Here is a 12175-nt window from a genome sequence, read left to right as displayed (position 1 = left end):
CGGACGGCGTTGGGCCAGATCGGCCAGGTGCGGCCGATCAGGACGTTCTTGGCCTTCATGGCGGCGAACACGGCTTTGCCGTTGCGGCCCGTGTCGATCATGAAGCAGTTGGTCTGCGGGTCGCCGATGACCTTGTAGCCATTGGCCTTCAGCCAAGCGATCGTGTCGCGGCGGGTGTCGCCGATGATCTTGCGGCGAAGGGGCACGAGCTTCGGGTCCTCCAGCGAAGCGCGGGCGGCGGCCGAGCCGGTGATCGGCATGGCGTTCTGGCCGAACGGCTTGAGCTTGGCCAGCAAGTCGGGGCGGCCCACCGCAAAGCCGCAACGGATGCCCGCCATGCCATAGATCTTCGAGAAGGTGCGCAGGACGATCAGGTCCTTGCCCTGGGCCACCAAGTCCAGCGTGTCCGGCTCTTCGGTCAGGTGGATGTAAGCCTCGTCGACCAGCAGGATCGATCCCGCCGGCTTGTTTTCCAGCGCCCAGACAATGTCCTGCTTGGTGGTGACCGTGCCGGTCGGGTTGTTCGGGTTGCAGATGTAGATGACGCCGGCCTGGGCGTCGGCGGCGACCATCGCCTTGACGTCGTGGGCGCAATCGGCGGTCAGCGGCACCTTCACCACCTTCGCCTGGCTGGTCTTGGCCGCGTACATGCCAGCCTCGTAGGACGGATCGGCCGTGACGAAGCTCTTGGTCGGCGAGGTGAAGGCCAGCACGCTGTAGTGCAGGGGCTCTGACGAGCCGGCGTAGGCCGCGACGTATTCGGGCTTGAGGCCGTTCTGGGCCGCGAAGGTCCGCACCAGCAGATCGGTCTCGCCATTGAGGTCGTAGCGACCGCCCAGCGGCGCCACGCGGGCGATGGCGTCGCAGGCGGCCTTGCTCGGGCCCAGCGGGTTCTCATTGGCGTTGATCAGCACCGCGCCGGACGGCGGGGCGTTGGAGCTTTGGCCGTGCAGCGCCATGCCGGAGGGCGGGGCGGTGGTCGTCTGGGCCGCGGCGTGGGCCAGGCTGGCCTCGGTCACGATTGGCGCCGCGGCCGCGATCAGCGCCGCACTGCGCAGGAAGGCGCGGCGTCCCAGCGCCGGCTCGTCGGATATCCGCGTGGTCATTCTCGTTTCGTCCCCTTTGGCCTGAGCCGTCAGGACGAACCTCCGAGCGCGATCGCGCAAGAGGGGGAGGGCGCGCGACGGCCATCCTGCCCAAGGCGCGGGCAGCGTCAGGCTTGCCATCGCCCTCGAGGCGCGAAATGAGTGCGGCTCCGCCTGCCCAGGAGTCTTTTCCATGCCCGCGCCTCTCGCCATCGGCCTCGTGGCCCACGACGACAAGAAGGCCGCTCTGGTCGACTGGGCCAGGGCGCACGCGGACTTCCTGAAGGACAAGTCGCTATTCGCGACCGGCACCACGGGCGGTCGGATCCTGGAGGCGCTGCCGGGTCTCGATCTCACGCGCCTGAAGAGCGGGCCCTTGGGCGGCGACCAGCAGCTGGGCGCCATGATCGCCGAGGGGCGACTGGACGTGCTGATCTTCTTCGTCGATCCGTTGTCGCCCCAGCCGCACGACGTCGACGTCAAGGCGCTGATCCGCATGGCGACGCTGGCCGACATTCCGTTCGCCTGCAATCCGGCCACGGCCGACCTGATCGTCGCCGGCAGGGGCTAGGTCAGCCGGGGAACTTCATCAGGTTCGGCTTGGGGATCGCGGCCTTGAAGGTCCCGCGCGACTTGCTGGTGTCGAGGCCGAACTCCGCCCAGGCGGCCAGGAAGCCGTTGGCCTCTTCGCCGGGCGAGGCCGGGACCATCTCCAGCACGGGCCGCGCGGCCACCGCGGCGCGGGCGGCCGTCCAAGCGTCCGGCTCGGCGGTGGCGTAGTCGCCGTCGGTCGTCACCAGTTGGCTCGCGAGGTCGAGGTCCGAAAAGCGCAGGGTCACCGCGGCGTCGGCGGGCAGGTCCGACAGGCCTTCGAGAGCCTCGGTCAGCGCCGTCAGGCTCATCTTGGCGGCGGTTGTGCGCCGCTCGCCGCCCGCCGCGCCCTTGATCGCGGCGGCGCCGGTCTCGCCGTCGATCCGCCGCACATACGCCCAGCCGCCATAGCTCGGGTCCTGGCGGCAGAGGCTGGCGATCCAAAGGGTGACGGCGACCATGGCGAGTTCCCATTCAACGTTCTGGCCGGGGTTCTAACCTGCTTCGGCGAAGCTGGGGGAGAGGGCGCGAACAGAAAGTAAACATCGCCCTAAAACTTATAGTTAACGTCATTTTAAGATCAATGAACGTCGTTCTAAGAAATGCCCCCTGAGGTGGGCGGTTGGCGAGTTCGCCAAAGCAAAAAGTGTGCCAAATCGATCCGTCTCCAGCCATTTTGGGCGAGGTTCGCGGCGAGGCGTAAAGGCTTGGGAAATATTTATGGTTAATGCGTCGTAAAGACCTATTAACCACTTGTTAAAGCTGCTGGCTCCGGTTTTGCTGCTTGGGCGTTGAACCTTCGACGGCTGTCCCGGGTTGGGACGTCCCCAAGTGGAGTACGCTGGCCATGTTCGAATTCGGACGAGATCTGAAGCGGCTGTTCGGTGTCGAGGCCGAGGCCAAAAGCGCCTGGCGCGACGGCCTGACCGGCGGCGACACCTCGCTGCTGGAGCTGCTCGACACGCGCCTGTTGGCCAACGAGGCCCGCTCGGCCGACGTCGTGGCCAGTCGCCTGGGGACCAAGGAGCGCGGCGCGCGCCTTCTGGAAGCCGCCGTGATTTGGCGCGAACTGGCCCGCCGCACGGGCGACGCCACGGCGCTGCGCAAGGGCGCCGCCCAGGCCGAGGCCGCCGTGAAGATCTTCGAGGCCGAGCGCCGCCAGGATGGTCTCGCGGCCGCTCGCTGCGAGCAGGTTATGATGGCGCTGCAAGGCGCCGAGCTGTTCGGCGACGAGGGTCTCGTGGCCGCCGCTATCTCGACCCTGGCTCGGACGCCCGCCCAACACCGCACCGCGCTTTGCGGCGCCCTTTCCGCCGCCCTGGAAGGTCGAGCGGCCCTGGAGGCGGGCGACCTCGACCGCGCCCTGGCCGCTGTCCAGGCCTTTGAGGCGCCGCTGCGCGCCCTGGCCTCCGCCAAGCGCGCCAAGGGCGGCGCGGCGCGGCTGCTGCTGGCCGATCAGCGCGCCCATCGCATCGATCTGATCCTGAACTGCGCCGCGCGCCTGAAGGATCGCGCTCTGACGGAACTTGCCGTGACCGAGGCCAAGAGCGCACTTGATGGACTCGACTCCGACTTCGAGCCGCTGGTGTGGGCGCGACTGGAGTGTCTCCGCGGCGCCGCCCTGGTGCAACTGGGCGACCTGGACGGCGAAATCGCCCGCATCGGCGAGGGCGTCCAGGCGATCACCGATGCGGGGCAGGTCATCTCGCTGGACCATAGTCCGATGGACTGGGCCCGCGCCCAGGCGCTGCTTGGCGCGGTCCTGCAGACCATGGGCGAGGCGACCACCAACGAGCGCGTCTTCGAGCAAGCCGTCTCGGCCTATGATCGCGCCACGCAAATCCTGAAGGTCCAGCCGGCTTTGGCCCTTCGCGCCCATGTCGCCAACAACCGCGCCCTGTGTCTGGCGCGCTGCGCCGAGCTGACCGCCGACCTGGCCGTGCTGGACGCCGCCGAGCTGGCCTTCAAGGCCGAGCTGGCCGAGGTGCGCGGCGCGCGCGATCCGGCCAGCTGGGCGGTGGCCCAGATGAACCTCGCCCGCCTTTACGAGGCGCGGGTCGATATCACCGGTCGCGACGACGGTCGCCTGGCGCGGGCTGGCGTGGCCCTGGCCGCGGCCTTCGACATCTTCTCGGAGCTGGGCCTGCGCTCGCTGACCGATCTGGCGGCACAAGGCCTGCAACGTCTCCAGCGAGCTCCGGCGGTCTGACCCGAAACGGGACGCGGCGGACCCGCCAGAAGAACGACAAGTAAAGGGATGAACTCGTGATTGCTTCGCTCGCCTTGGCCGCCGCCGTGGTCGCCACTCCCGTTCCGGCCAAGACCGCTTCGGACATGCTCGTCCCCGCCTCGCAGCCGCGCGAGGCCGTCGCCCTGCTGAACTGCCTGGTGAAGAACGACGGGCGCCTGACCGCCTGCACGGTCCAGGACGAAACCCCCAGCGAGCTCGGCGTCGGCCAGGCCGCCTTATCGATGGCCTCGCAGTTCCAGGTCGATCTGCTGGGCCCGGACGGCAAGAGCCGCGCCGGCTCCTACATCCAGGTGCCGGTGCGGATCCGCATCCGATAAAGCGCTTCCTCTGGAGCGCTCACGGGCCGCGACGCGCCGTCGCGGCCTACCGGATAAGGCCATCGGAAGGTTAACTCCTAACGCCTCGTTAACCATATCTCGCCCAAGCTGAAGCCCTCGATTCCACGGCCTTTGGCGGCCGATTCCCAAGAGGCTTTCGATGACGGGCGCCGAGGTTCTAGATGTCGGCCGGGACGCGATCTGGCTGACGCTCAAGCTGTGCGCGCCAGTGCTGATCGTCGGCCTCGTGGTCGGCGTCGCCATCGGCCTGTTCCAGGCCCTGACCCAGATCCAGGAGCAGACCCTGGTCTATGCGCCGAAGATCGTCGCGATCTTCATTTCGCTGCTGATCTTCCTGCCGATGATGGGCGCGCTGATGAGCGCCTTCATGCGCCAGATCGCCGCCCGCATCGCGGGCCTGTAGCGGAAGGGCAGGGGCGTGAACGCGTTCGCCACGGCGTTTCAGGTCTATGTCGCCGCCCTCGTGTTCTCGCGGGTGGGCGCCATGGTCATGACCATGCCCGGCGTTGGCGATCAATCGGTTCCGCCGCGCATCCGTCTATCCTTCGCGCTCCTGATGGCGATCCTGCTGGGACCACTGGTTCAGGACACCGTGCCGCCGATCCCGACGACCCTGGGCGGCCTGGTCGGCGCGATTATCCACGAGATCCTGATCGGGCTGATGATCGGCTCGGTGCTGCGCCTGTTCATGATCTCGCTGACGACCGCCGGCGAAATCATCTCGCTGCAGACGACGCTGTCATTCGCTCAGACCACCAATCCGTCGATGCAGGGCTCGAGCACGGCGGTGGCGAGCTTCCTGTCGATGATGGGGCTGACGCTGATCATGGCGACGGGACTGCACCACCTGTTCATCGGCGCGATCGTCAAGTCCTACACTCTGTTTCCGTTCACGCGCGCCGTGCCGGTCAACGACGCCGTCACCCTGGCCGTGCGCACGGTGGCGGAGTCGTTTTCCCTGGGCGTCCAACTGGCCGCGCCGGTGATCGTTTTCTCGCTGGTCTTCAACCTCGCCACGGGCCTGGTGGGTCGGGTCATGCCCGCTTTCCAGATCTTCTTCGTCGCTTCGCCGCTCAGCGTGATCCTGGGCCTGTCGCTGCTGGCCCTCTCGTTAGGCGGCATCGCGATGGTCTGGACCGACCGCTATCGCGAGCTCCTGCAGGTCTTCGCTTAAGGCGCGCGCATGGCGGACGATACGGATCCCGAGTCGAAAACAGAAGAGCCGTCGGCGAAACGGTTATCGGACGCGCGCGCCAAGGGCGACGTCGTCAAGTCGGCCGACATCCCGCAACTGGCCTCGCTGGTCGGCGCCGTTTCGGTGGTGATCCTGGCCGGCGGTTGGCTGACCCGCGACCTCTCGGCCGCGCTCTACCCGTTCATCGCCCACGCCGGCACGATCGACCTCTCCAGCGGCGGGGCGATGGTGGTGATGAAGCAGGCGACCATGGCCGCCTTGCCGCCGCTGATCCTGGTCATGCTGGTCTCGGCCGCCTGTGGCGCGGTCGCCCACATCGCTCAGTCCGGCTTCCTTCTGACGCCCTCCAAGCTGAAGCCCGACTTCAGCAAGCTTGATCTGATCAAGGGGTTGGGCCGCATCTTCGGCATCGACGGCTTCGTCCAGTTCGCCAAGTCGGCGGTAAAGTTCCTGGTCACCGGCCTGATCGCCTGGATGGTGCTGAAGCCGCATGTCGGCGAGGTGCGCAATCTGGTGGGTCTCGACCCCGCTCTGATGCTGCCCGAGGCGATGAAGCTGTCCAAGTCGCTGCTGGTCGCCGTGATCATCTTCCTGACCGGAACCGCGGCCTTCGACTGGTTCTGGCAACGCCAGCGCTTCATGAGCCGGATGCGGATGACCCTCCAGGAGGTCAAGGAAGAGTTCAAGCAGTCGGACGGCGACCCGCACATCAAGGGCAAGCGCCGCCAGATCCAGATGCAGCGCTCGCGCCAGCGGATGATGCAGCAGGTGCCCAAGGCCACGGTGGTCGTCATGAACCCGACCCACTACGCCGTGGCGCTGAAATACGAGGCCGGGGAAACGCCCGCGCCGCTTTGCGTCGCCAAGGGCGTCGACGAGCTGGCTTTGAAGATCCGCGCGATCGCCGAGGAGCACGGGGTGCCGGTGCTTGAGGATCCGCCCCTGGCGCGGGCCCTCTACGCCAGCGTCGAGGTCGACGAGGAAATCCCCGTCGAGCACTTCGAGGCCGTGGCGAAGGTCATCAGCTTCATCCTCAACGGCAAGAAGCCCCAGTCACGGGCCCGTCCGCTGTAGGTTCGATTTCCGCAAATGTGACCTAGCCCTCGGGAAAGGTTACTGTTTCAACGATCTCCGGTGAGTCGCAGCCTCGCCGTAACCAAGGTATTCATGCCGCCGATGGCCGATCTTCACCTCCAGGACAAAGCCTTGGCCGGCGTGGGACGTCGGCGCTTCGATCCGTGGCTGGCGGGCGCGGCGCTGTTTTTCCTGGCGGCGGCGGGCTTTTCCGCCGCGCCGGCGCTGAAGGCGGGGCCGGCTACGCTGGCGGGCCTGCTGCTGCTGCTGGGCGTGGCGGGCGTGGCCGTGCTGGGCCTGCTGGCCATCCGCGGCACCGCCCAGAGCGGCGATGATACCGACCAGGCCGAGACCTTCATTACCGCCTTGAGCGAACCCGCCAGCTTGGCCGCGCCGGATGGCCGGGTGCTGGCCGCCAACGCCGCCTGGCGCGCCCTGATGGGCTCCCAGCGCCGTCTGCCCAAGGGCGTGGCGGGCGCTGGCCTGTTCGCCGCCATGATCCAGGCTCGCCATGGCGAGATGGCCGAAGGCGCGCTGCGCGCTGGCGACGCCGATCACCTCGCCAAGGTCTCCTGCCTGCCTGGCGGCCGGCTGCTGATCCGCCTTTCGCCGGTCGCGACGCCCGAACCCGTGGCCGAGCCCGTCGCGCTCGCGCCAGCGGCCGAGCGCGCCGCGCCGCCGCCCAACTCGCTGGACGCCTTCGCGGGCGCCTCGCCCTTCGGCGCCGCCTTGCTGGAAGGCCTGGAGCCATTCACCTCCCGCGTGCTGGAGGCCAACCCGGCCCTGACGACCATGACCGGCGCCAAGGCCGGCGTGGTGTTCGGCGACCTGATCGACGCGGGCTCGCGCGCCGACGCCGAGACGCGCTTGGCCGAGGGCCGCGCCGGCCCCTACGAGGTGCGTCTGGCCCGCGACGCGACCCGCATCGCTCACCTCTACCTCTACCGCGCCGAAGGCCGCCTCGTGGCCTATATGATCGACGTCTCGGAGCAGAAGCAGATCGAGCTGCAGCTGGCCCAAGCTCAGAAGATGCAGGCGATCGGTCAGCTGGCCGGGGGCGTCGCCCACGACTTCAACAACCTGCTGACCGCCATCCAGCTGCGCCTGGACGAACTGCTGCATCGCCACCCGGTCGGGGATCCCTCTTACGAGGGCCTCAACGAGATCCGCCAGACGGGCGTGCGCGCCGCCGACCTGGTTCGCAAGCTGCTGGCCTTCTCGCGCAAGCAGACCGTCCAGCGCGAGGTCTTGGACCTTGGCGAACTGATCTCGGAGTTCGAGGTCCTGCTGCGCCGCCTGCTGCGCGAAGACGTCAAGCTGATCACCGACTACGGCCGCGATCTGCCGCAGGTCCGCGCCGACAAGAGCCAGCTCGAGACGGCGGTCATGAACCTGGCGGTCAACGCGCGCGACGCCGTGCGGGCGGCCAAAGGGGGGGGCGTCGTGCGCATCCGCACCGCGCGCCTGAACCGCGACGAAGCCATCCAGCTGGGGTTCCCCGCCGCCGACGGCGACTGCGCCTTCATCGAGGTCAGCGACGACGGTCCCGGCATCCCGCCCGACGTCATGGGCAAGATCTTCGATCCGTTCTTCACCACCAAGCCGGTGGGCGAGGGCACGGGGCTGGGCCTGGCCACGGTCTACGGCATCGTCAAGCAGAGCGATGGCTGGATCCACGTCCACAGCCGTCCGGGCGAGGGCGCGGCGTTCCGCATCTTCCTGCCGGTGTACGACGCCCCGGCGGGCGTCGCCGCCGCTCAGGCCGCCACCGCCGAACCGGCCAAGCCGCGCGCGGCTCGCGACCTCTCGGGCGCCGGCCGCATCTTGTTCGTCGAGGACGAGGACGCCGTTCGCAGCGTCGCCGCCCGCCTTCTGCGCGCCCGCGGCTACGAGGTGCTGGAGGCCGCCGACGGCGAGGAGGCGCTGCTGATCGCCGAGGAGCACGCCGGCACGATCGACCTCCTGATCAGCGACGTGATCATGCCCGGCATCGACGGCCCCACCTTGCTGAAGAAGGCGCGCGGCTATCTCGGGACCGCGCCGGTGATGTTCATTTCCGGCTATGCCGAGGCCGAGTTCAGCGACCTGCTTGAAGGCGAGACGGGAGTCACCTTCCTGCCCAAGCCGATCGACATCAAGACCTTGGCCGAGCGGGTCAAGCAGCAGCTGCAGGCGGCCTAAGGCCGCCTGCCCACTGCCTAGACCTTCGCCGGCAGGAACCGCGGGTTCCGCAGCAGCGCCGCGCTGACCAGGGCCACGATCAGGCCGACGGGGAAGATTTCCGCGAAGGTCATCGGCATGCGGTAGAGCGGGTTGGCGTAGGATCGCTTCATCGCCTCCAGGTCGGCGGCCAGCTTGGCGTAGGCCTCGCCGCTCAGGCCAGCGGCCTTCTTCTGGGCCAGCGTCGAGGCCACATACTGCTCCATAAAGCTGTAGTGCGTGAGCGCCAGATAGACCTCCCAGATCAGTACATAGGCCAGGCTCGCCACGACCGCGACGCCGAGGCCGATCAGAAAGGCGGGCCAGAACTTGATGACGCCGCCCTGGACCTTGTCGCGGTGCTGCTTGATGGCCAGCAGGATCGAGGACAGGCCGACCAGCATGATCAGATAGCCCAGCCAGACGTTGGAATGCGGCGCGTCGCCGCCGATCAGGACAGTGATGATGATGCCGCCGATGATGATGGCGCCCGAGATCAGGCCGTAGCCCAGGATAGCGCGGGACATGTCATTCCTCCTCCGCGTCGCCCCCTGCGACGCGTCCCGAGGCTTGCCGCCAACGTCGTTGCGGCGGTATCGCCCGAAAGGGTGAATTCGACGGTTTCGCGCCTTTGGGCGGCGGTCAAGGGATCAGCGCCAGCTCGCGCGCCTTGCCCACCGCCTGTGTCCGCCGACTGACCTCGAGCTTGCCGTAGAGATTGGCGACGTGCGTCTTGACGGTGTTGGGCGAGAGGCCGAGGTCGCGCGCGATCTCCTTGTTCGACCGTCCAGCGGCCAGCCGCTCCAGCACCCGGACTTCCTGCCCGGTCAAGCCCAGCGAGGCGAGGGCGGCGTCGTTGCGTTGGAAGATCTCAGGACGCGCGCGGGCCGCCAGCTTCCAGCCCACCCAGACGCCGGCCGCCGCGAAGGCCGTTCCGATCAGGCCCGCGTAGATCTTCCAGGACAGCACGCGCAGCAGGAACTGCTGCTCCAGCCACTGCAGGATGAAGGCGCCGATCGCAAGGATCAGCGCCCAGATCAGGATCGTCCGGGTCATGCGGCCGAGGGTGCGCGATCCCCGGCTGTCGTCAATGGGCTGTCAGCCCAGTCGCGCCTTGGCCTCGGCGGGGGCGATCTGGTCGAACAGGATGCGCAGGTGCTGGTCCTTGGCGTGGTCGTTGTGCAGCTCCCACGACAGCGAGACCGGCAGGCGCAGGCGGCCGCCATCCGGCAACAGGGCGACCAGCACCCGCCAGGAGAAGCCGTCGCCGGGATCGCCGAGCGGGTCCTTGAACTCCAGCGGCGCCGGATCGCGCAGGCGGAACCGGCGCTCGGCGTTGGCCGCGAACCACGCGCGGTCGGCTTCTGCGGCGGGATCGGTGACCTTGCTGACGATCGTTTTCTTGAGCATGGCGGGGTCTTTAGACCCAAACCGACGCAATTGCCAAAGCGTCGACAACTCTGGTCCCGAAACCGTACGCCGCCTGGGACGACGTCAGTCCAGCCCAAAGGCGGCGAGCAGGCGATCCGCGGCGACCGAAGCCGGCACCTCGCCGGCGCGAACCGAGGCTTCGAGGTTCGGCGCCAAGGCGGCCACCGCGAGCGCTGTCCTGAACGCTTCCCGAAGTCGGTCCTCGACCATCGCCCACATCCATCGCGCGTCCTGGTCGGCGCGCCGGGCGGCGCGGGCGCCGTTGGCGGTCATGATCTCGCGGTGACGCTGGATCTGGGTCCACAGCACATCCAGCCCCTGGCCGGTCAGGCCCGAGGCGGTCAGCACCGGCGGCGTCCAGTCGGGATGGGCGGGTGTGAGGATATGCAGGGCGTTGCGGTAGTCGCGCGCCGAGCGCTCGGCCTTGGCGGGATCGGCGTCGGCCTTGTTGATGACCAGAAGGTCGGCCAGCTCGATCAGGCCCTTCTTGATGCCCTGCAACTCATCGCCGCCGCCGGGGATCAGCAGCGCCAGGAAGATATCGACCATGTCGGCCACCACCGTCTCGGACTGGCCGACGCCGACGGTCTCGACGATCACGACGTCGAAACCCGCCGCCTCGCACAGCAGCATCGCCTCGCGAGTCTTGCGCGCCACGCCGCCCAGAGCGCCGCCGGACGGGGAGGGGCGGATATAGGCGTTGGGCTGGACGCTGAGTTGCTCCATCCGCGTCTTGTCGCCCAGGATCGAACCGCCGTGGCGGCCGGACGACGGGTCGACCGCGAGGACCGCAACCTTGCAGCCCGCCTCGACAAGGTTACAGCCGAAGCGCTCGATCGTGGTCGACTTGCCCGCGCCCGGGACGCCGGTGATCCCGATCCGCTGGGCGCGGCCGGTCAGGGGCATCAGGCGCGACAACAAGGTTCGCGCCGCGACCTGGTGATCGGCGCGGCGGCTTTCGACCAGGGTGATGGCGCGCGCCAAGGCGGCGCGGTCGCCGGCGACCAGGCGCTGTTCCAGGGCGTCGATGTCGAGACCAGGATTCACCAGACCTCGCTTAGCCGAGGCCGGCCGATCGCGAAACCAAAACGGTCAATCGGTCTTGCGGCTCCGCGCAAGGTCGACGATCTGAAGTCGAGGCAACGACGGACGACGCGGAACGTTCTGGGATCATGATCGACGATTTCTCCATGGCTTCCGCCTATGCCGAGCCGCAAGCCAGTCCGGTGGACGACCAGCGCTTCAAGGCGCATCGCGCCTGGCGCGCGGCCGAGACGATCAAGCGGCTTTCGGACCGCCTGATCGGCGTCGGCCCCGTCGGCATCGGTCTCGATGGCGTGCTGGCCTGGGTGCCGGGCGTTGGTCTGGCCTATGGTCTCGGCGCGGGCGCGCTGCTGCTGTTCCATGCGGCTCACGCCAAGGCGTCGCCGGCGACGATGGGGCGGATGGCCGCCTATCTGGCCGCCGACAACCTGTCCGACACCGTGCCGGTCCTGGGCTGGGCGGTCGACACTCTGTTCCCCGGCCACCTGATGGCTGCCAAGGCGCTGCAAAAGGACATCGAGGCTCGTCACGGCCTGCCCGAAGAGGTCGCCTTCGAGCGCAGCCAGAAGAAGCGGGGCCTCTTCCGTCGCAAGCCGGCCTAGGCCGCTTCCTGGGTATAGCCGAGCTGCCGGTTCAGCTTGTCCAGCAGTTCGATCGCCGCGTCGGCGATCACCGTGCCAGGTGGGAAGATCGCCGCCGCGCCGGCGTCGCGCAGGGCCTGGAAGTCCTGCGGCGGGATGACCCCGCCCACGACCATCAGGATGTCGTCGCGGCCCTGCTTGGCGAGCTCGGCCTTCAGCTCCGGCGCCAGGGTCAGGTGACCGGCGGCCAGCGAGCTCGCGCCCACCACGTGGACATCGTTCTCCACCGCCTGACGCGCGGCTTCGGCGGGGGTCTGGAACAGCGGGCCGATGTCGACGTCGAAGCCGAGGTCGGCGAAGGCCGTGGCGATCACCTTCTGGCCGCG

15 protein-coding genes are annotated in these 12175 nt (G+C 68.3%); 8 read left to right on the top strand and 7 right to left on the bottom strand.

All coding sequences use genetic code 11. From position 1 onward, the window contains the following. Nucleotides 1–1106, bottom strand: a 1106-nt coding sequence (locus Q0379_RS05880) for a pyridoxal phosphate-dependent aminotransferase (protein WP_299005601.1), incomplete at its 3' end; no start/stop codon positions are given. A 172-nt stretch (nt 1107–1278) separates the two neighbouring features. Here Q0379_RS05880 and Q0379_RS05875 point away from each other — a divergent pair. After that, nucleotides 1279–1656, top strand: a complete 378-nt coding sequence (locus tag Q0379_RS05875) for a methylglyoxal synthase (protein WP_299005598.1) — start codon at nt 1279–1281, stop codon at nt 1654–1656. 1 nt (nt 1657) lies between these two features. Here Q0379_RS05875 and Q0379_RS05870 read toward each other — a convergent pair whose 3' ends face one another. Continuing rightward, the gene (locus tag Q0379_RS05870; protein WP_299005595.1) at nt 1658–2137 is read right to left on the bottom strand and encodes a ribonuclease H; all 480 of its coding nucleotides are present in this window, start codon (nt 2135–2137) and stop codon (nt 1658–1660) included. 386 nt (nt 2138–2523) lie between these two features. Here Q0379_RS05870 and Q0379_RS05865 point away from each other — a divergent pair, with 386 nt between their 5' ends. The 6 genes from Q0379_RS05865 (at nt 2524) to cckA (ending at nt 8715) form a co-directional block, all read left to right on the top strand. Beyond that, a complete protein-coding gene (locus Q0379_RS05865) occupies nt 2524–3885 on the top strand; it encodes a hypothetical protein (protein WP_299005593.1) in 1362 nt (453 codons plus the stop codon). A gap of 56 nt (nt 3886–3941) precedes the next feature. Continuing rightward, nucleotides 3942–4244: a hypothetical protein gene (locus tag Q0379_RS05860; RefSeq protein ID WP_299005590.1), complete on the top strand. Its 303-nt coding sequence runs from the start codon at nt 3942–3944 to the stop codon at nt 4242–4244. 160 nt (nt 4245–4404) lie between these two features. Next, nucleotides 4405–4668: a flagellar biosynthesis protein FliQ gene (gene fliQ, locus Q0379_RS05855; protein WP_066683014.1), complete on the top strand. Its 264-nt coding sequence runs from the start codon at nt 4405–4407 to the stop codon at nt 4666–4668. A 15-nt stretch (nt 4669–4683) separates the two neighbouring features. Beyond that, the gene (fliR, locus tag Q0379_RS05850; RefSeq protein ID WP_299005583.1) at nt 4684–5439 is read left to right on the top strand and encodes a flagellar biosynthetic protein FliR; all 756 of its coding nucleotides are present in this window, start codon (nt 4684–4686) and stop codon (nt 5437–5439) included. A 9-nt stretch (nt 5440–5448) separates the two neighbouring features. Continuing rightward, nucleotides 5449–6534 carry a flagellar biosynthesis protein FlhB gene (gene flhB / locus Q0379_RS05845; protein ID WP_299005580.1) on the top strand — a complete coding sequence of 362 codons (1086 nt, stop codon included), beginning with the start codon at nt 5449–5451 and terminating at the stop codon, nt 6532–6534. A gap of 102 nt (nt 6535–6636) precedes the next feature. Next, nucleotides 6637–8715 carry a cell cycle histidine kinase CckA gene (gene cckA, locus Q0379_RS05840; protein WP_299005604.1) on the top strand — a complete coding sequence of 693 codons (2079 nt, stop codon included), beginning with the start codon at nt 6637–6639 and terminating at the stop codon, nt 8713–8715. A 17-nt stretch (nt 8716–8732) separates the two neighbouring features. On the opposite strand, the gene Q0379_RS05835 is transcribed toward cckA, so the two are convergent. The 4 genes from Q0379_RS05835 to meaB all read right to left on the bottom strand — a co-directional run bounded on the left by Q0379_RS05835 (nt 8733) and on the right by meaB (nt 11211). Continuing rightward, a complete protein-coding gene (locus Q0379_RS05835) occupies nt 8733–9260 on the bottom strand; it encodes a DUF4199 domain-containing protein (RefSeq protein ID WP_299005577.1) in 528 nt (175 codons plus the stop codon). Between the two features lie 115 nt (nt 9261–9375). After that, nucleotides 9376–9789, bottom strand: a complete 414-nt coding sequence (locus Q0379_RS05830) for a response regulator transcription factor (RefSeq protein WP_299005575.1) — start codon at nt 9787–9789, stop codon at nt 9376–9378. A gap of 42 nt (nt 9790–9831) precedes the next feature. Beyond that, the gene (locus Q0379_RS05825; protein WP_299005570.1) at nt 9832–10143 is read right to left on the bottom strand and encodes a hypothetical protein; all 312 of its coding nucleotides are present in this window, start codon (nt 10141–10143) and stop codon (nt 9832–9834) included. Nucleotides 10144–10227: 84 nt separating this feature from the next. Then, nucleotides 10228–11211 (bottom strand): methylmalonyl Co-A mutase-associated GTPase MeaB, encoded by a 984-nt coding sequence (gene meaB / locus Q0379_RS05820; RefSeq protein WP_299005567.1) that lies wholly within the window; start codon nt 11209–11211, stop codon nt 10228–10230. Between the two features lie 125 nt (nt 11212–11336). On the opposite strand from meaB, the gene Q0379_RS05815 reads away from it, so the two are divergent. Next, nucleotides 11337–11810 (top strand): DUF4112 domain-containing protein, encoded by a 474-nt coding sequence (locus Q0379_RS05815; RefSeq protein WP_299005564.1) that lies wholly within the window; start codon nt 11337–11339, stop codon nt 11808–11810. Here the strand turns inward: Q0379_RS05815 and Q0379_RS05810 are convergent. Continuing rightward, nucleotides 11807–12175, bottom strand: a 369-nt coding sequence (locus Q0379_RS05810) for a cobalamin-dependent protein (RefSeq protein WP_299005561.1), incomplete at its 5' end; no start/stop codon positions are given. The genes Q0379_RS05815 and Q0379_RS05810 overlap by 4 nt on opposite strands.

Origin of the sequence: uncultured Caulobacter sp., from assembly GCF_937900395.1 — a bacterium.
Lineage (GTDB): Bacteria > Pseudomonadota > Alphaproteobacteria > Caulobacterales > Caulobacteraceae > Caulobacter.
This window is presented reverse-complemented; position numbering and strand designations above follow the sequence as displayed.

Excerpts from the sequence above, each read along its gene's own strand:
- Q0379_RS05875 (WP_299005598.1), top strand. The coding sequence starts at position 1,279 with ATGCCCGCGCCTCTCGCCATCGGCCTCGTGGCCCACGACGACAAGAAG.
- Q0379_RS05870 (WP_299005595.1), bottom strand. The coding sequence starts at position 2,137 with ATGGTCGCCGTCACCCTTTGGATCGCCAGCCTCTGCCGCCAGGACCCG.
- Q0379_RS05865 (WP_299005593.1), top strand. The coding sequence starts at position 2,524 with ATGTTCGAATTCGGACGAGATCTGAAGCGGCTGTTCGGTGTCGAGGCC.
- fliQ (WP_066683014.1), top strand. The coding sequence starts at position 4,405 with ATGACGGGCGCCGAGGTTCTAGATGTCGGCCGGGACGCGATCTGGCTG.
- flhB (WP_299005580.1), top strand. The coding sequence starts at position 5,449 with ATGGCGGACGATACGGATCCCGAGTCGAAAACAGAAGAGCCGTCGGCG.
- cckA (WP_299005604.1), top strand. The coding sequence starts at position 6,637 with ATGGCCGATCTTCACCTCCAGGACAAAGCCTTGGCCGGCGTGGGACGT.
- Q0379_RS05835 (WP_299005577.1), bottom strand. The coding sequence starts at position 9,260 with ATGTCCCGCGCTATCCTGGGCTACGGCCTGATCTCGGGCGCCATCATC.
- Q0379_RS05830 (WP_299005575.1), bottom strand. The coding sequence starts at position 9,789 with ATGACCCGGACGATCCTGATCTGGGCGCTGATCCTTGCGATCGGCGCC.
- Q0379_RS05825 (WP_299005570.1), bottom strand. The coding sequence starts at position 10,143 with ATGCTCAAGAAAACGATCGTCAGCAAGGTCACCGATCCCGCCGCAGAA.
- Q0379_RS05815 (WP_299005564.1), top strand. The coding sequence starts at position 11,337 with ATGATCGACGATTTCTCCATGGCTTCCGCCTATGCCGAGCCGCAAGCC.